12 protein-coding genes and 1 pseudogene are annotated in these 18,690 nt (G+C 72.4%); 9 read left to right on the top strand and 4 right to left on the bottom strand.

From position 1 onward, the window contains the following. The first annotated feature begins 11 nt into the window (after positions 1 to 11). The 3 genes from KZQ38_RS11185 (at position 12) to KZQ38_RS11175 (ending at position 2,050) form a co-directional block, all read left to right on the top strand. Positions 12 to 173, top strand: coding sequence for a hypothetical protein (locus KZQ38_RS11185; RefSeq protein WP_219440908.1), 162 nt, complete (start codon positions 12 to 14; stop codon positions 171 to 173). 74 nt (positions 174 to 247) lie between these two features. Then, positions 248 to 862, top strand: a complete 615-nt coding sequence (locus KZQ38_RS11180) for an alpha-ketoglutarate-dependent dioxygenase AlkB (RefSeq protein ID WP_219440906.1) — start codon at positions 248 to 250, stop codon at positions 860 to 862. 123 nt (positions 863 to 985) lie between these two features. Further along, positions 986 to 2,050: a cobalamin-independent methionine synthase II family protein gene (locus KZQ38_RS11175; protein ID WP_219440905.1), complete on the top strand. Its 1,065-nt coding sequence runs from the start codon at positions 986 to 988 to the stop codon at positions 2,048 to 2,050. Here the strand turns inward: KZQ38_RS11175 and KZQ38_RS36015 are convergent. Next, positions 1,946 to 2,485, bottom strand: a complete 540-nt coding sequence (locus KZQ38_RS36015) for a winged helix-turn-helix transcriptional regulator (protein WP_257901187.1) — start codon at positions 2,483 to 2,485, stop codon at positions 1,946 to 1,948. The genes KZQ38_RS11175 and KZQ38_RS36015 overlap by 105 nt on opposite strands. 372 nt (positions 2,486 to 2,857) lie before the next feature. Between KZQ38_RS36015 and KZQ38_RS11165 the strand changes: the two genes are divergently transcribed. Then, positions 2,858 to 3,520 carry a winged helix-turn-helix transcriptional regulator gene (locus KZQ38_RS11165; RefSeq protein WP_219440904.1) on the top strand — a complete coding sequence of 221 codons (663 nt, stop codon included), beginning with the start codon at positions 2,858 to 2,860 and terminating at the stop codon, positions 3,518 to 3,520. 29 nt (positions 3,521 to 3,549) lie between these two features. On the opposite strand, the gene KZQ38_RS11160 is transcribed toward KZQ38_RS11165, so the two are convergent. Then, on the bottom strand, positions 3,550 to 5,217 hold the full coding sequence (locus KZQ38_RS11160) for an AMP-binding protein (protein WP_219440902.1): 1,668 nt from the start codon (positions 5,215 to 5,217) through the stop codon (positions 3,550 to 3,552). Between the two features lie 194 nt (positions 5,218 to 5,411). Further along, entirely contained in the window at positions 5,412 to 5,903 is a 492-nt protein-coding gene (locus tag KZQ38_RS11155) for a MarR family winged helix-turn-helix transcriptional regulator (RefSeq protein ID WP_219440900.1), read from the bottom strand. Positions 5,904 to 5,994: 91 nt separating this feature from the next. Between KZQ38_RS11155 and KZQ38_RS11150 the strand changes: the two genes are divergently transcribed. Next, positions 5,995 to 6,537, top strand: coding sequence for a YceI family protein (locus KZQ38_RS11150; protein WP_219440898.1), 543 nt, complete (start codon positions 5,995 to 5,997; stop codon positions 6,535 to 6,537). Positions 6,538 to 6,840: 303 nt separating this feature from the next. Then, positions 6,841 to 7,344, top strand: coding sequence for an ATP-binding protein (locus tag KZQ38_RS11145; protein WP_219440896.1), 504 nt, complete (start codon positions 6,841 to 6,843; stop codon positions 7,342 to 7,344). Here KZQ38_RS11145 and KZQ38_RS11140 read toward each other — a convergent pair. Continuing rightward, positions 7,289 to 8,191, bottom strand: a complete 903-nt coding sequence (locus tag KZQ38_RS11140) for an EamA family transporter (RefSeq protein ID WP_219440894.1) — start codon at positions 8,189 to 8,191, stop codon at positions 7,289 to 7,291. The two genes, KZQ38_RS11145 and KZQ38_RS11140, sit on opposite strands and share 56 nt — an antisense overlap. 177 nt (positions 8,192 to 8,368) lie before the next feature. On the opposite strand from KZQ38_RS11140, the gene KZQ38_RS11135 reads away from it, so the two are divergent. The 3 genes and pseudogenes from KZQ38_RS11135 to KZQ38_RS11125 form a co-directional block, all read left to right on the top strand. After that, positions 8,369 to 8,983 (top strand): GTP pyrophosphokinase, encoded by a 615-nt coding sequence (locus tag KZQ38_RS11135; RefSeq protein ID WP_219440892.1) that lies wholly within the window; start codon positions 8,369 to 8,371, stop codon positions 8,981 to 8,983. 805 nt (positions 8,984 to 9,788) lie between these two features. After that, positions 9,789 to 11,054 carry a serine hydrolase domain-containing protein gene (locus tag KZQ38_RS11130; protein WP_219440890.1) on the top strand — a complete coding sequence of 422 codons (1,266 nt, stop codon included), beginning with the start codon at positions 9,789 to 9,791 and terminating at the stop codon, positions 11,052 to 11,054. A 94-nt stretch (positions 11,055 to 11,148) separates the two neighbouring features. Further along, positions 11,149 to 18,687, top strand: a pseudogene (locus KZQ38_RS11125) (amino acid adenylation domain-containing protein); the annotation flags it as partial. Positions 18,688 to 18,690 lie beyond the last annotated feature (3 nt).

Genomic DNA, 18,690 nt, shown 5'->3' with positions numbered 1-18,690 from the left:
CAAGATCGTTCATGAGCAGCACACCGATCTACGACGAGCTGGCCGCGATCCTGCTCGTTGATCAGCCGGCGCCGAAAGAGGCTGCCCAGCCGCCCGCACCCGAGCCGCCCGACGAGCCGTCGCGGCAGGTCCGGACCGGTGGTCGGCGGCGCAAGCCCGAACCGGAAGCCTGATCTTTCAGTTCACACTGAAGGAATAGTGATCATCCCGGTCGAACATCCGTTCGACGTGGGTTAAGCTCCGCGCCATGCAGGTGTCGCTCTTCGACGGCGCGGAGCCCATCGCCGTGCGCCCGTTCACCGGCCTGCGCCGCACCGTGCTGGGTGACGGCGCGTGGATCGACGTGCTGCCCGGCTGGCTCACCGGCGCCGACGAGTTGTTCCGGCTGCTGGCGGGCGGCGTCCCGTGGCGTGCCGAGCGGCGGCAGATGTACGAGCGCGTGGTGGACGTGCCGCGCCTGCTGTGCTTCTACCGCGAGAACGTCCCGCTGCCCCACCCCGTGCTCGCCGAGGCGCGTGACGCGTTGAGCGTCCGCTACGCCGACGAACTCGGCGAGCCGTTCCGCACCGCGGGCCTGTGCTACTACCGCGACGGGCGGGACAGCGTGGCCTGGCACGGCGACACCATCGGGCGCGGCAGCACCGAGGACACCATGGTGGCCATCGTCTCGGTGGGCGCGCCGCGTCCCCTGCTGCTCCGGCCCCGCGGCGGCGGCGCGACCGTCCGCTACGCGTTGGGCCACGGCGACCTGATCGTCATGGGCGGGTCGTGCCAGCGGACGTGGGAGCACGCCGTGCCGAAGACGACGAAGGCGGTCGGGCCGCGGATCAGCGTCCAGTTCCGGCCACGCGGCGTCCGGTGACGCCGGGTCGACGTGAGGACCGCCTGTTCGAGGGTGCGGACTCACCCTGAAGCGGGTACGTGATCGGGGGTGCCGCCCCCTACGTTCGGACCACGCACCGACCCGTCCCACAGGGGGTACACGTTGAGCCTGCCCACCGAGCCCATCGGCAGCATCCCGCGCCCGGCCGCCCTCCTCCGCGCCCACGAGGACCACGCCGCCGGCCGGATCGGCGAGGAGGAACTGGCCGCCGCCACGGCGGAGGCCGTCGCCGACACCATCCGCCGGTTCGAGGAGACCGGGTCGCCGGTCGTCACCGACGGCGAGCAGGGCAAGTCCAGCTTCCTCACCTACCCCGTCGCGGGGCTCGCCGACCTAGCGCCGGACGGCGTCGTGGTGCCGTTCTCCGACGGTCACACGCGGCAGCTGCCCCGGCTGACCGCCGGTCCGTTCCGGTACGCGGCGCACGCGGCCGACCAGCTCCGCGCCGCGCGCTCGCTGACGTCGCGGCCGGTGAAGCAGCCGGTGATCGCGCCGTCCGCGTTGAGCCTGCTGTACCCCGCCGACGGCATCGACGGGTACCCCCGGGAGCAGTTCGTGACCGACCTGCTGGACGAGGCCGAGGCCGACATCCGGAGCAGCCTGGACGGCGGCGCGCACGTGGTGCAGCTCGACTTCACGGAGGCCCGGCTGTCGCTCAAGCTCGACCCGTCCGGTGGTGTGCTGGACGAGCTGATCTCGGTCAACAACGCCGTGCTCGACCGGTTCACCGCCGAGGAGCGCGCCCGGATCGGCGTGCACACCTGCCCCGGTGGCGACTGGGACGCCACGCACAGCCTCGACGTCGACTACGCGGGGCTGCTGCCGAAGCTGTTCGCGTTGCGGGCGGGCAACTTCTACGTCCAGCTCGCGGGTGAGCCGGACCCGGACCGCGTGCTCGCGTTGATCGCCGAGCACCTGCCCGCCGACGCGCGGGTGTTCATCGGCGTCACCGACCCGATCGACCCGGCCGTGGAGACGCCGGAGCAGGTGCGCGACCGCGTGCTGGCCGCCGCGCGGCACCTGCCGGTGGACCGGCTCGGCACGTGCGACGACTGCGGGTTCTCACCGTTCGCCGACGACACCTCGACCTCCCGCGAGACGGCGTTCGCCAAGGTCGCCGCCCGGGTCGAGGGCACCGCCCTGGCCGCGGCGCAGCTCGGCGTCTAGTACCCGCGTGACGATGCCGCCCGGTGGGACGTGGCCCGCGCAGCGCTCGCACACCACGCGCGGCACGACCGGTCCGCCGCAGCCCGCGTGCTCCGCGGTGCGCGGCGGGCCGGATTCGCCGGGAGTGTGGCGGTCGCCCCACGCCATCAGGGACAGCAGCACCGTGGACAGCTCGCGCCCCCGGTCGGTCAGCCGGTACTCGTGGCGTGGCGGGCGGTCCTGGTAGGGGACGCGCTCCAGCACGCCGTGCGTGACGAGGCCGGCGAGCCGGTTGCTCAGCACGTTGCGCGCGATCGGCAGGCGTTGCAGGAAGCCGTCGAAGCGGGTGACGCCGAGGAGCGCGTCCCGCACGACCAGCAGCGTCCAGCGCTCGCCGACCACTTCCAGCGCACGGGCGATCGAGCAGTCCTGGCCGTCGTACGTGCGTCGGAGCATTGCGCCATGGTAGCCGCGGGTCACGGCGTTCCCCCGTTGCCGTGCGGTCCTCAGTGGACCGATCGCCGCGGGGGTGGGTGCGCCGTTTTCCGTGGTTCCGCCGGTCGCCACCCGGTGGTGGCGTGGTCGTGGCAGGACACCGCGGGGCAGGCTCCCCCGCCGCCGCGCGGATGAGCCGGGACCAGCTCATCCGCGCGGCTCCCGGTGGCGGTCCCGCCGAGCGGGTCGCGCCGCCCGCGCGCTCCCCGGTCGGGCTGGGGGTCCCGCAGATCCCGGAGAGGACGCGCTCGGTGTCAGAACCGTACCGGGCAGTGGTCCTGATCGGCAACCAATAGATAAGAAATTTGTACTTTTGCTGGTAGGGTGGGGTCCATGGCGACCAAGCGCAGTTACGACGACGGTTGCGCGACGGCACACGCCCTCGACCTGGTGGGTGAGCGGTGGGCGTTGCTGGTCGTCCGCGAGCTGCTGTTCGGCCCGAAGCGGTTCACCGACCTCCGCACGGGCCTGCCCGGCGCGAGCCCCAACGTGCTGTCCCAGCGGCTGCGCGAGCTGGAGGAATCCGGCGTTTTGCGCCGCCGCAAGCTGGCTCCACCGTCGTCGGCCCGCGTGTACGAGCTGACCGAGTGGGGCCGGGAGCTGGAGCCCGTGGTGATGGCGCTCGGCCGGTGGGGCGCGCGGTCACCCGCCCTGCCCCGCAAGGTGTCGACGAGCGTGGACTCCATGATGTGCGCCGTGAAGACGTTGTACGACCCCGCGCGCGCCACCGGCTTCGCCGCCGATCTCGGCCTGTCCCTCGACGACGACCGCTTCCACCTGCGCTTCGCGAACGGCCTCATGATCCGTCGCGGTGAGCCGGAGCGCCCGGACGCCGTCGTGGCGACCACGCCCGGGACGCTCGACCAGCTGCTGTGGAGCGGCCGAGCGCTGTCCGACGCGGAAGCAGCCGGTGAGGCGACCGTGACGGGCGACCGTGACCGGGTGGAGCGCTTCCTGACGATGTTCCCCATGCCCGAACCCGCGCTCCACCCCTGACCCACCCGCGTGCGGCCGGCGTCCGCGCGTCAGCCGCGGAGGGTGGGGAAGTCCTCCTCCCGGTACTCGCCCGCCGGGCGGTCGCCGGTCTCCCGACCGCGCAGTTCCACGCGGCGGATCTTGCCGGAGATCGTCTTGGGCAGTTCGGTGAACTCCAGGCGGCGCACTCGCTTGTACGGGGCCAGGTGCTCTCGGGCGTGGCGGAGGATGGACAGGGCTGTCGTCCCGTCCGCCGCGAAGCCCGACGCCAGCACGACGTACGCCTTCGGCACCGCCAACCGCACCGGGTCCGGAGACGGCACCACCGCCGCCTCGGCAACCGCCTCGTGCTCCAGCAGCACGCTCTCCAACTCGAACGGCGAGATCCGGTAGTCCGACGCCTTGAACACGTCGTCCGTGCGCCCGACATAGGTGAGATAGCCGTCCGCGTCCACGGAACCCACGTCACCGGTGTGGTAGTAACCGTCGCGCATGACTTCCGCGGTGCGCTCCGCATCCCCGTGGTAACCGGTCATCAGGCCCAACGGGCGGCGCGAGAGGTCCAGGCAGATCTCGCCCTCCTCACCCGGCCGGCCGGTCACCGGGTCGACCAGGACCACCGGGTAACCCGGCACCGGCCGTCCCATCGAACCCGGCTTCACGGGCTGCCCCGGCGTGTTCGCGACCTGCACCGTCGTCTCGGTCTGCCCGAACCCGTCCCGGATGGTCACGCCCCACGCCTCGCGCACCTGCTCGATCACCTCCGGGTTCAGCGGCTCGCCCGCGCCCACCACCTTGCGCGGCGGTGTGCGCAGGGCACGCAGGTCGGCCTGGATCAGCATCCGCCACACCGTCGGCGGCGCGCAGAAGCTCGTCACGCCGCAACGGTCCATTTCGGACATCAAACGCACGGCGTCGAAACGGGTGTAGTTGTGCACGAACACCGTCGCCTCGGCGTTCCACGGTGCGAACACGTTGCTCCACGCGTGCTTCGCCCAACCCGGCGAGGAGATGTTCAGGTGCACGTCACCGGGCTCCAGGCCGATCCAGTACATTGTGGACAAATGCCCCACCGGGTACGAGACGTGCGTGTGCTCGACCAGCTTCGGCCGCGCGGTGGTACCGGAGGTGAAGTACAGCAGCAACGTGTCCGAGCCGCGCGTGATGCCGTCGGGCGTGAAATCCGACGACGCCTCCCGCGACGCCGCGTAGTCCAGCCACCCCGGCACCTCGCCGCCGACCGCGACCCGCGTGTACGAACCGGGCACCTCCGCGAACTTCGCCGCGTCCGCCGCGCCGGTCACCACGTGCTTCGCGCCGCCACGCGTCACGCGGTCGCGGAGGTCGGCCGGGCCGAGCAGGGTGGTGGCGGGGATGACCACGGCACCGAGCTTCATGGCGGCCAGCAGCACCTCCCACAGCTCGACCTGGTTGCCCAGCATCAGCACCACCCGGTCGCCACGCGCGACCCCGTTGTCCCGCAACCAGTTCGCCACCTGGTCGGACCGCCGGGACAGCTCCGCGAACGACCACCGGCCCTCGCTGCCGTCCTCCTCCACGATCCACAACGCCGGACGCTCGTTGTCGCGCGCGATCACGTCGAACCAGTCCAGCGCCCAGTTGAACTCGTCGAGTTCCGGCCAGCGGAACTCGGCGCGGGCGGTGGCGTAGTCGGTGGCGTGGCGCAGCAGCAGGTCACGGGCGTCGCGGAAGCTCATCGGCCGAGGGTCGGCCGGTCGGAGCCCGCCCACCACCCCCATTCGGAGGTGTCGGTTCGGTGGCGGACCGGTGGGCGAGGGATCGGCAGGCGGGGGCGGGATTCGCGGCGAACCGCGGGCCAGGACCCGGACAGCGGGCCGGCAGCCGGGCGATGGGCCGAGGCCGGGCGGCGTGGGACCGTCGCCCGCGAAGGTCAGAACTCGCCTATCTCCGCGCGCACCTGGGCGCACTCGCCGGCCAGCCCGTTCTCCATCGCGGCGCTGATCTCGCGCAGCGACTGGAGCTGCGCGGGCGTCAGCACGTCGAACAGCTGCTCCCGCACGGCGGTCACGTGGCCGGGCGCCGCGGCCTCCAGGACGGCGAAGCCCTCGTCGGTCAGCTCGGCGACCGAGCCGCGCCGGTCGGAGGCGCACGCGCGCCGCACGACCCAACCCTCCTTCTCCAGCTTCGCGACGGCATGGGAGAGTCTGCTCCGGGACGAGTGGCACGCGAGGGCCAGTTCGCTCATCCGCAGGGCCCGCTCGGGAGCCTCGGACAGGGCGACCAGGATCTCGTAGTACGCCATCGGCATCCCGGAGTCGCGCTGCAACTGCCGGTCGAGGTGCTCGGTGAACTTCATCACGGCGGTCCGGAAGCCACGCCAAACCCGCTGTTCCTCGGCGCTCAGCCACCGCACGTCGCTCATGGACCCATCATACGTTCCTTGTTGAACCTTCAACCAGGATGCGCTATGTTCTTGTTGAGAGTTCAACCAGACCGACTGAGAAGGACCGACCATGACGCAGGCTGTGCAGATCCCCGGCTACATCGCGGGCACGTGGGCGATCGACCCGGTGCACTCGGACGTTTCGTTCGTCGTCCGCCACCTGGGCGTCTCCAAGGTCCGCGGGCACTTCGACGCGTTCGAGGGCACCATCGTGACCGCGGAGAACCCGCTGGAGTCGACCGTCAACGCGAAGATCGAGACCGCTTCGATCAACACCAAGAACGGCCAGCGCGACGCCCACGTGAAGAACGAGGACTTCCTGGACGTCGAGAAGCACCCGGAGCTGACCTTCTCCTCCACCGGCGTGCGCGCCCACGGCGAGGGCTTCCTCGTCGACGGCGACCTGACCCTGCGCGGCGTGACCAAGTCCGTGACCCTGGAGCTTGAGATCAACGGCTTCGGCGAGGGCATGGGCGGCTCGACCGTCGCGGGCTTCTCCGCCAGCACGGACATCAGCCGCAAGGACTTCGGCGTGACCGGTGGCGCCGCCGGTGCCGCGGTCGGCGACAAGATCACCATCCTGCTGGAGATCGAGGCCCTGCTCCAGTCCTGAGGGCGACCTGACGAGTGAGGGCCCGCCGGCGAACCGCCGACGGGCCCTCACTCGTGCCGCGACTTCACGCTGAGTCGGTCGTGTCGTCCGATCGGGTGGGCTCGCGTATTCCCTTCGGCCCTGCGTTCGGATACGTTTCCGGCACCGCTGTGACATTGCGTGCACCCACGCACACCCGAACCACGACGTCGGACGAGGTCCCGGCGTGCTTATCGGAGATGTAGCCCACGTGGGTGACCGGGGTGACGCTCATGGCACCATCTGGCGCAGCACGCGCGCCGGACGCAGGTGAGGAGGATCGGTGTGAACGCCCGGACCGAGCAGGTCGACGACCTTCGACTCGTCGCCCTCCCCACGGCGGTCAACGTCGCCGACATGTTCGTGCGGTTCTCCCTCGGCGAGTGGCGGCTGCGCGCCATGCAGGACGAGGCCGCCCAGACCGCGCGCCGCCTGGTCGGCGCGACCGTCGACGTCGCCGACCCCCGCTCCCCCGGCCTGCTGCTCGTGCGGCTGCGGTTGAGCGGCACGCACCTGGCGATCGAGGTGGAGGGCTCCCGCGTGGCGCTGCCGCCGGAGCTGGCCCACGGCCGCGCCGGGCTGGTGGACCTCACCGCGGGCGGCCGGCTGGCGTGGTGCGAGCTGGGGCTGCCGTCGGGCATGAACGCCTCCGCCGTGCCGCTGCCCCGCCGCGAACCACGCCGCTCACCCGCCGCCGAGCAGCTGGGCGACGAGCCGAACGTGGACCCGGAGATCATCCAGCGCATCCTGTACGGGCTCGGCGGCGCGGCCGAGCGGCGTTTCGACTGACCTCGCCCGGCTGCCTGGCCAGTGCGAGCAACGCCACCGCCAGCAGGCCCATGCCGCACCACGACACCAGCGGCAGCCGCTCGTGCAGCACGACCACGCCCAGCACCGCCGCCACGGCGGGTTCCGCGAGGGTCAACGTGGTCGCGGTCGCCGCGTCGGTGTGCCGCAGCCCGTGGCCGAACAGCAGGTACGCCGCGAACGTGGTGAACACCGCCAGGTGCGCCGCGACCGCGACGCCACCCGCGCTGCCCAGCCACCCGACGCCCAGCCACAGCAGCACCGGCAGGGTGACCACCGACGCACCGCCGAACACCACGCCGACCACGGCCCGGGACGGGTGGCCGAGGCCGATGAGGTGCGCGCAGACCGCCGAGTAGGCGGCGTAGGACAGGCCCGCCACCACGGCCGCCGCCACGCCGCCCACGTCGACGTGCGCCCCGCCGCCGCCCAGGATGAGGATCGCGCACCCCGCCACGGCGGTCAGCGTGACCAGCGGTCGGGACCGCACGCCGAGGACGATCGGCGCGGTCGCCAGTGCGATCGTGGTGGCCACCGCCACGCCGGTGCGCGCGACGGCCGGGTAGAACGCGAGCGCGTACCCGGCGACGGCGAGCGCGCCCACCGCGAGCAGCCGACGGTCGGCGGTGCGCAGCACCGCGCGGGTGCCGCGGGCGGTCAGGAACAGCAGGCAGCCGCCCAGCACCAGGCCCGCCGCGCCGACCGCCGAGGCGGGCGCGCCGTGCGGGGCGAGGGAGCTGACGGTGCCGGTGGTGCCCCACAGGAGGCACGCCGCCAGGATCGGCAGCGGGCCTTGCGCGAGGCGCGTTCGGACAGCAAGGGGTGACACGGGTTCTCCGTTCGCGGAAGAAGGCACAAGGGCTCGCGAACGGGCGCACGGCGCGCAGGCCGGCGTGAAGGGGGTGCCGCGGTGCGCCCGTCAGGCGGCGGGCGGCGGCAGAACGACGTGCCAGTGGGTGTCCACGACCGGCATCGTAGCCCACCGGGGGGCCGGTACCCTGGGATCATGGAGATCGGGATCGCGGACGACCTGCTGCGGCGGTCCCTCGTGGTCTACAAGTTCGCGGTCGAGGAGCTGATGACCAAGCTCCGCATCCTCAGCGAGGAGTTCGACCTCGTCCACCGGCACGACCCCATCGAGCACGTGACGCACCGCGTGAAACGGCCCGACGCGATCCTGGACAAGCTGCGCCGCAAGGGCCTGCCCGCCGACATCGCGCTCGCGGCCGAGCACCTGGACGACGTGGCGGGCGTGCGCGTGGTGTGCCCGTTCGTGTCCGATGTGTACCGCGTGCGGGACATGCTGGCGCGGCAGAGCGACGTGGAGATCCTGCGCACCAAGGACTACATCGCCGAGCCCAAGTCCAACGGGTACCGGAGCCTGCACCTGATCGTGCGCATCCCGGTGTTCCTGTCCGACCGGGTGGAGCACGTCAAGGTGGAGGTCCAGCTGCGGACCATCGCGATGGACTTCTGGGCGACACTGGAGCACAAGCTGTTCTACAAGTACGACGACCAGGTGCCCGCCGGGTTCGTGGAGGAGCTGACCAGCACGGCCGCCATCGCGGCGGAACTCGACGCCCGGATGGAGTCGCTGCACCTGGAGGTCCAGCGGGACTGACCCGGCCGGGGTGACGCGCTCGGCCGGTCTCCGGGTCGGCCGCGCGGGCTGGGTGCCGCGCGGACCGGGCACCACACCCAGCAGGAGCCGCGGACCGAGAGCGGGACGGACCGAGAGCCGGGCCGAGCGGGCACCGGGCCGACCGAGAGCCAAGCGGACCGGGCGCGGCGGGTGGTGCGGGCGCGGCCACTCGGCTCCGGCCTCGACGCGGGCGGGGGCATCGGGTCGCGCTCGACGCACGGCGCAGGCGCACCTCGGGTGAGGACGCGGCGCAGGCGCGCACCGGGCGCGGGCGCGATGCGCGATGGGGCCACGGCACCGGTCGGGGGCGACCGGTGACGCGCACGCGGCGTCGGTCGCATCCTCGCGAACCGGTGCCCGCCGACCCGCCGAACGCGGTTCGGCGGCGTGCGTCGACCGCGCGTGGTCCGGCGCGACCCCACTAACCGCCAAACGACCGCGGCGACCCCTGGTTACGGGTCTGGGAATACTTCTTCGGAAATCCGTCCGACTCGGGGAAAATTAGCACCCGACCGCCACCGCCACCCCGACCGCGACCCACCGGAACGCGATGACAGGCGAGTGCGAATAATCCTCGTGATCACGCCCCTCATTACGGAACCGGCGAGTCCAAACCACGCCGTTCGAGTGAACCGGGAAGATCTTCGCAAGAACGCGCGGTTACGTCCGCACAAACCGGGGAATCTAAATTTCGCAGATGCTCCGTTTGGCGGTCGCGACGATCCAGGAACGGCCGTCAACGTTGGTTCGCAGCCAATTGGCTCATTCCTCCGAAGGATCTTTGATGAACACCCACCACCTCGCGCGTCGATTAGCCGGACTCGTTCGGGACCACCTCGTGCCCGGCGCGCAGCTGGCCGTGCACCGACCCGGCGAACAGCTGTGGACCACGAACGTCGGCCTGCCCGCCGACGCGCCCGTGCCCATCGGCTCGATCACCAAGACGTTCACCGCCACGGTCGCCATGACCCTCGTCTCGGACGGCGACCTCGACCTCGACACGCCGCTGCCGGACGTCGACCACCCGCTGACGCTGCGGCACCTGCTCAGCCACACCGGCGGCCTCCCGTCCGACCCGGACGACGTCCGCACCACCTCGCTGCGCAGGCACGCGCTCGACGCGTGCCGCACGCTGGTGCCCCTGCACCGGCCCGGCGCCGGCTTCTCCTACTCCAACATCGGCTACGTCCTGGTGGGTCACCTGATCGAGGTGGCGACCGGGATGTCCTGGTGGGAGGCGGTGGACGCGGTGCTGCTGCGCCCGCTGGGCCTGCGCCCGCACTTCACCGTCGGCCCGGACACCGACCACGGCGCGGTGTCCGGCCACGCCGTGAACCTGCCGCTGCGGCGGGTCGTCCCGGTGCGCCAGTCGCTCGCCCTGGTGGACGCGCCCGCGGGCGCGCTCGCCGCCAGCGCCACCGACCTGGTGACCTTCGGGCGGATGCTCGCGGGCGCGCCGCCGCACCTGGTGGACGACGCCGACCTGGCCCTGATGCGCACACCCGTCCGCCACGCCGAGCCGTTCGGGATGGCCGACGGCTGGGGGCTCGGCCTCGCCCTCTACGAGCGGGACGGCACGGTCTGGGTTGGTCACGACGGCACCGCCGACGGCACGTCCTGCCACCTGCGGATCAACCCGGCGGACGGCACGGTGGTGGCGCTGACCACCAACGGCAGCAGCGGCTTCGGGCTGTGGCGGGACCTGGTCGGCGAATTCGCGGCAGCCGGGCTGCCGGTCGGCGATTATGACGGATCGGCCGAGTTGCGCAACCCGATCGACCCGCCGGCGGACTGCGCGGGCAGCTTCGTCAACGGTGACACCGAATATTCGGTGCAGCCCACGGAGCGGGAAGTGTTGAAGCTCACGGTGGACGGCGAGCCGTTCGCCGATCTCTCGTTGTTCGACGGGCTGGTGTTCGCCATGCGGGATTCCGACACGGGCGACACGACGCAGACCGGACGTTTCCTGCGCAACCCGCGCGACGGCGGCATCGAGTGGCTCCAGATCGGCGGCCGACTGGCACGCAAGCGCGTTCCACAAATGGCCTGAAAATCACGTTTGAACCTTCCTGAACGCGGGTAGTCGGCGGCCCGCTCCGCACACACGCAGAAAGGCACCGCTCGCGATGACGTCTGCCCTGAACCTGCCGAGACTCGTGACCGCGCAGGTCGACCGCACCCCGGACGCGCCGGCGATCATCTCCCCCGGGGAGGTGGTGTCGTACCGGGCGCTGGCGGCGCGGGCCAACCGGCTCGCGCACCTGCTGATCGCGAAGGGCGCCCGCGCGGAACGCGTGGTGGCGATCGCGCTGCCGCGCTCGGTGGACAACGTCGTCGCGCGCCTGGCGGTGCTCAAGACCGGCGCCGCCTACCTCCCGGTCGACCCCGCCTACCCGGCGGAGCGGATCGCGTTCATGCTCGCCGACGCCGACCCGCTGCTGGTGCTGGACGGCCCCGTCGACACGCACGACCAGCCGGACACCGACCCCGACGTGCCGATCCACCCGGACTCGCCCGCCTACGTGATCTACACCTCCGGCTCCACCGGGCGGCCCAAGGGCGTGGTGGTCACGCACCGGGGGCTGCCCGCGTTCTCCGCCGCCGAGGTCGCGCACTTCGACGTGCGGCCCGGTGACCGGGTGCTCCAGTTCTCCTCGCCCAGCTTCGACGCCTCCGTGCTGGAGCTGTGCATGGCGTTGCCGGCGGGCGCGGCGCTCGTCGTGCCGCCGCCGGGACCGCTGCTCGGCGACCAGCTCGCCGACGTGGTGGAGGAGTTCGGCGTCACGCACGCGTTGATCCCGCCGGTCGCGCTGGCCACCGCGCCGGACCGCGCGCTGCCGGGCTTCCGCACGCTGGTGGTCGGTGGTGACGCCTGCACGCCGGACCTGGTGGCGCGGTGGGCGCCGGGCAGGCGGATGGTCAACGCGTACGGACCGACCGAGTCGACGGTGGTCACGAGCTGGAGCGAGCCGCTGACCCCCGGCGGCACGCCGCCGATCGGCCGCCCGATCCCCGGCACCGAGGTCCGGGTGCTCGACGGGGAGCTGCGCCCGGCGGACGAGGGCGAGCTGTACGTGACGGGTGTCGGGTTGGCCCGCGGTTACCTGGGGCGGCCGGGGTTGACCGCCACCCGGTTCGTCGCCGACCCGTTCGGACCACCCGGCGCCCGCATGTACCGGACCGGCGACGTGGTGCGGGTGCGCGCGGACGGGCAGCTGGAGTTCGTCGGCCGCGCGGACCACCAGGTGAAGATCCGGGGCTTCCGGGTGGAGCCGGGCGAGGTCGAGGCGTTGCTGCGGCAGCGCCCCGGTGTGCGGCAGGCCGTGGTCGTCGCACGCGACGAGCCGAAGCGCCTCGTGGCGTACGTGGTGGGCGAGACCGCCGGGTTGCGGGAACACCTCACCGCGACGCTGCCCGACTACATGGTGCCCTCGGCGTTCGTCGCGCTCGACGCGTTCCCGTTGACACCCAACGGGAAGCTGGACCGCGCGGCGCTGCCCGCTCCGGTCGTCGGGGACGCGCCGGAGGACTTCGTGGCGCCGCGCACCGACGAGGAGCGCCGGGTCGCGGCGGTGTGGTCGGAGGTGCTGGGCGTCGAGCACGTGGGCGCGCGGGACGACTTCTTCGCGCTGGGCGGTGACTCGATCCTCGCCGTGCGGGCGCTGGGCAGGCTCGGCGGCCTCCCGGTGCGGGCGATGTTCGAGCACCGCACGGTGGAGGCGCTGGCGCGGGCGTTACCCGAGCACCGACCCATCCCCCGCGTGCCGCGCGGGCAGGCGCTGCCGCTGTCGTCCGCGCAGCGGCGGCTGTTCTCGCTGGACGGCGCGGCCGAGCAGAACACGGCGGTGGGCCTGCGGTTGACCGGGGCGCTGGACGTGCCGCGCCTGGAGCGGGCGCTGGCGGCGCTGGCCCGGCGGCACGACGCGTTGCGGACCACGTTCGACGTCGTGGACGGCGTGCCCGTGCAGGTGGTCGCGGAGCACGGCGCGATACCCCTGGAACGGGGCGACGAGAACGCGTTGACCGAACCGTTCGACCTGCGCACCGGTCCGCTGACCCGCGCCGTGCTCAAGCGCCTCGGACCGGACGACCACCTGCTGCTCCTGGTGCAGCACCACATCGTCACCGACGGCTGGTCGGTGGCGGTGCTGGTGGACGAGCTGGCCGAGCTGTACGCGGGCGTCGAACCCGCCGCGCCGTCCGCCCAGTACCCGGACTTCGCGGTGTGGGACACCGGTCGACCGGTCGGCGACGTGGCGTACTGGCGGGCGAAGCTCGCCGGGGTGGAGGCGCTGGACCTGCCCACCGACCGACCCCGGCCCGCGTTGCGCACCGCGGCGGGCGCGGTGCTGCGGCGGCCGTTGCGGGCCGAGCTGGTGCGGCGGCTCGCGGGTGTCGGGCGCGCGCACGACGCCACGCTGTTCACCACCCTCACGGCGGCCGTGCAGCTGCTGCTGTCCTCCCGCACCCGGCAGCGGGACGTCGCGGTCGGCACCGTGACCTCCGGTCGTGACCACGCCGACCTGGAGCGGGCGGTCGGGTTCTTCGTGCGCACGCTGGTCCTGCGCTCGTGGGTCGACCCGGAGCTGCCGTTCTCCGGTTTCCTGGACCAGGTCCGGGACACCGTCGTGGAGGCGTTCGCGCACGACGACGTGCCGTTCGACCGGCTGGTGACCGAGTTGCGCCCCGACCCGGACCCGAGCCGCACGCCGCTGGTGCAGGCGGTGGTGGCGTTGCAGCAGCCGCTGGTGCGGCGGCGGGAGTTCGGCGACCTGGTGGTGGCCGAGCACGACCTACCGCGCCCGAACGCCCGGTTCGACCTGGTGGTGGAGTTCTGGCCGCGGGACGACTCGCTGGTGCTGACCGTCGAGCACAACACCGACCTGTTCGACGCCGCGACCGTCGAGCTGCTGGCCGACGACCTGGAAACCCTGCTGCACGCCGTGGTCGAGGACCCGGACCGGCCGCTGCGGCGCCTGGTCGCGCTGGAGTTCCCGCACGACGACACGGTGCGCGTGCGTGGTGTCCGCGTCGACCCGGCGGAGGTCGAGGACGCGTTGCGCCGCCACCACGAGGTGGTCGACGCCGCCGTGGTGGCGACCGACCGCCGGTTGGTCGCGTACGTGACGCCGCCGGTGAACCCGGCCGCGCTGCACGGCTTCCTGGGCCAGGTGCTGCCCGCGCACAGCGTGCCGACGGCGTTCGTCGGCGTGGACCGGCTCGACCGCGCGAACCTGCCCGCACCGCCCGAGGAGCCGCGGGTGCACGTCGCGCCGCGCACGCCCGTGGAGGCGGTGCTGGCGGACGTGTTCGCCGAGGTGCTGGGTGCGACGCGGGTCGGCGTGCGGGACAACTTCTTCGCGCTGGGCGGTGACTCCATCCTCGGCATCCAGGTCGTCACGCGTGCCCGCGCGGCCGGCCTGGTGCTCACCTCGCGGGACATCTTCGAGCACCAGACGATCGCCGCCCTCGCGCCGCACGTCACCCGCGACCTGCCGCCGGAGGCCGACCAGGGCGCGGTCACCGGCGACGCGCCGCTCACCCCGATCCAGCGGTGGTTCCTCGGCACCGGCTCGAAGCTGTTCGACCAGTCGCTGGTGGTGGACTTCGACCACGACGTGTCGCCCGACGCGTTGCGGACCGCCGTCGACGCCCTCGTCGCGCACCACGACGCGCTGCGCACGACGTTCGAGCCCGACCGGCAGGTGGTCCGGCCGGTCGGGCTCGGTGAACCGCTGCTGCGCGCGGAGGTCGTGACCGCGCGGTCCGTGCGGCTGGTCGCGCACCACCTGGTGGTCGACGGGGTGTCGTGGCGCATCCTCACCGAAGACCTGACCACCGCCTATGACCAGGCGGTCCGGGGCGTGCCGGTGCGGCTGGGGCGCAAGACCACGTCGTTCCGGGACTGGGCGCGGCGGCTGGCCGCGCACGCGGCGGCGGGCGGGTTCGACGGCGAACTGCCGCACTGGCGCGCGGTGCACGGCGGCGGTGTGCCGACCGACCGGGATGGCGACAACACGTTCGCCACCGCGCACGAGGTCACCGTGCGGCTCACCGAGGCCGAGACCACCGCGCTGCTGCGGGAAGTGCCCGACGTCTACCGGACTCAGGTCAACGACGTGCTGCTGACCGCGCTGGGCCGGGTGCTCGCCGACTGGACGGGCCGCGACCGCGTCCTGGTCGACCTGGAGGGCCACGGCCGCGAGGAGCTGTTCGACGACGTCGACCTGTCCCGCACCGTCGGCTGGTTCACGACGGTCTTCCCGGTGGCGCTGGACGTGCCGCGTGAGTGGGGCGCGGCACTGCGGTCGGTCAAGGAGCAGCTGCGCGCGGTGCCCGCACGGGGCATCGGTTACGGCGCGCTGCGGTACCTGGCGGACGGACCGGCGTGCGACCCGGCGGTGAGCTTCAACTACCTCGGCCGGTTCACCGGCCAGCGGGACCTGGACCTCGCGGCCGACCCGGACATGCCGCGCCCGCACCTGCTGGACGTCGTCGGGCGCGTGCAGGACGACCGCTTGGAGTTCTCCTGGCACTACAGCCGCGCCGTGCACGACGAGGCCACGGTCGCCGGGCTCGCGGGCCGGTTCGCGGCGGCGTTGCGGGCGATCCTGGCGCACTGCCGGGAACCCGGCGCGGGCGGGCGCACGCCGTCGGACTTCCCGCTGGCGCGGCTCACCCAGGACGAGGTGGACCGGATCACCGGCGAGGACGCCTACCCGCTGACGCCGATGCAGGCGGGCATGGTGTTCCACGGCCTCGGCGAGCGCGGCGTCTACTTCCAGCAGACCACGTTCGTGGTGGACGGGATTCCGGACTCGGCGGCGTTCGCGCGGTCGTGGCAGCGGGTGGTGGACCGGACGCCGGTGCTGCGCAGTTCCGTGCTGTGGGAGGACGTGCGCGAGCCGTTGCAGGTGGTGCACGCCCATGCCCGCGTGCCGTTCACGTTCCTGGACTGGAGCGATCTCGACGAGCCGGCTCGGGCCGACCGGTTGGCCGGGCTGCTGGCCGAGGACCGCGCGCTGGGCATCGACCTCGGTGCGGCGCCGCTGATGCGGGTCGCGATCATCCGGCTGTCGGCCGACTCGGTGCGGGTGCTGTGGACGTTCCACCACGTGCTGCTGGACGGGTGGAGCGTGTTCCAGGTGCTGTCCGACGTGCTCGGCGAACCCGCCGAGCGGCGACCGTTCCGGGACTACGTGGCGTGGTTGGCGAAGCAGGACGACGAGGGCGCGGAGAAGCACTGGCGCGGCGTGCTCGGCACGTTCGACTCGCCGACGCCGCTGCCCGCCGACCGGCCGGCGACGGGACCCGCCACCACGTCCGGGCGGCTGGCGGTGGAGCTGACCGAGGAGGACTCGCGGCGGCTGTACCGGTTCGCGCGTGAGCACCGGCTGACGCCGAGCGCCGTCGTGCAGGGCGCGTGGGCGCTGCTGCTGTCCCGGTCGTCGGGGCAGCGGGACGTGTGCTTCGGCGCGACGGTGTCCGGCCGCCCGGCGGACCTGCCGGGCGTGGACGCCATCACCGGCATCTTCATCAACACGCTGCCGGTGCGGGTGCGGGTGGACGGGGCCCGGCCGGTCGCCGCGTGGTTGCGGGAACTCCAGGCGGCGCAGGCGGAGTCGCGGCGGTTCGAGCACGTGCCGCTCACCCGGTTGCAGCAGTGGAGCGGCGTGCCGGCGGGCACGGCCCTGTTCGACAGCGCCGTGGTGTTCGAGAACTACCCGGCGGACCTCGCGGACGGCATGGGGTTGCGCGAGCTGTCGGCGGTGGAGACCACCAGCTTCCCGTTGAGCGCCACCGTCTACCCGGACGAGCGGATGTCGGTGCTGCTCGGCTACGAACCCGCGATGTTCGACGCCGGCACCGTGGCGACGCTCGGCGAGCGGTTGAAGGCGTTGCTGGTGGGGTTGGTCGCCGACCCGGACCGCCCGGTGGGTCGCGTGCCGTGGCTCTCGGAGCAGGAGCGCCGGCAGGTGCTGGTGGACTGGAACGGCAAGGGCACCAGTGATCCGGACACCACCATCCCGCGGCGCTTCGCGGAACAGGCCGCCCGCACTCCCGACGCCGTGGCCGTGACCTTCGAGGGCTCTCACCTGACCTACCGGGAGCTGGACGAGCGGGCGAACCGGTTGGCACACCACCTGATCGCGACGGGCGCGGGACCGGAACGCCTGGTGGCACTGCGGTTCCCCCGGTCGGCCGACCTCGTGGTGGCCGTGCTGGGCGTGCTCAAGTCCGGCGCGGCCTACCTGCCGATCGACCCCGCCTACCCCGCCGAGCGCATCGCGACGACCATCGCCGACGCCCGGCCGGTCGCGGTCCTGGACGCCCTGCCCGACCTGTCCTCCTACCCCGCCGACGCGCCCGACCTCGTGTTGCGGCCCGACAACGCCGCATACGTGATCTACACGTCCGGCTCCACCGGCAAGCCCAAGGGCGTCGTCATCCCCCACGCCAACGTGATCCGGCTCTTCACCTCGACCGACCACTGGTTCCACTTCTCCCCCGACGACGTGTGGACCCTGTTCCACAGCTACGCCTTCGACTTCTCCGTCTGGGAACTCTGGGGACCACTCCTGCACGGCGGCCGACTCGTCGTCGTCCCCCACGACACCTCACGTTCGCCCCACGACTTCGCCCGCCTGATGCGCGAGGAAGGCGTCACCATCCTCAACCAGACACCCTCCGCCTTCTACCAGCTCATCCCCGAACAACCCGACGCGCGCCACGTCGTCTTCGGCGGCGAAGCCCTCGACCTCGACAAGGTCGAGGACTGGCAGGGCACGGGATCGCTGATCAACATGTACGGGATCACCGAGACCACCGTCCACGTCACCCACACCACCGCCGACGGCACCATCGGTGAACCGATACCGGACCTCCGCGTCTACGTGCTGGACGACGACCTCCAACCCGTCCCGCCCGGGGTGCCCGGCGAGATGTACGTCGCCGGACCCGGCCTCGCCCGCGGCTACCTCGACCGACCCGGCCTCACCGCATCCCGGTTCATCGCGAACCCTTACGGCACAGCGGGTTCCCGAATGTACCGGAGCGGCGATCTCGGCAAATGGGTCAACGGTCGGCTGCACTACCTCGGCCGGGCGGACCAGCAGGTGAAGATCCGGGGGTTCCGGATCGAACTCGGCGAGATCGAATCCGTGTTGGGCGCGCATCCCTCCGTCGCCCAGGTCGTTGTGCTGGAACAGGAACAGCGTTTGGTCGCGTACTACGTACCGAACGGGGACGTGCGGGTATCGGAACTGCGCGGTCACGCTTCGAGTGCGCTGCCCGAGCACATGGTTCCCACGGCGTTCGTGGCACTGGATCGACTGCCGCTCAACGCCAACGGAAAGTTGGACCGCGTCGCGCTCCCCGCGCCCGAGCGCGACGCGGTCACCTCCACCGAGTACGTCGCACCGCGCACCGAGACCGAAGAGGCGATCGCCGCCATCTGGGCGGACGAACTCGACGTGGACCGGGTGGGCGTGGAGGACAGCTTCTTCGCGCTGGGCGGCGACTCGATCCGCAGCCTGCGCATCACCTCGCGCACCAAGGCGGCGTTCGACGTCGACCTGTCGCCCCGCGACGTGCTCACCGCCCGCACCGTGTCCTCGCTCGCCGACCTCGTGGAGGAACTGGTGCTCGCCGAACTCGAAGCCCTCGCCGACCGGGAAGTCTGAGCC

Source organism: Saccharothrix obliqua, assembly GCF_019375475.1.
Lineage (GTDB): Bacteria > Actinomycetota > Actinomycetes > Mycobacteriales > Pseudonocardiaceae > Actinosynnema > Actinosynnema obliqua.
Note: the sequence above shows the minus strand (reverse complement) of the source record. Positions and strands in the feature narration are given on the sequence as shown.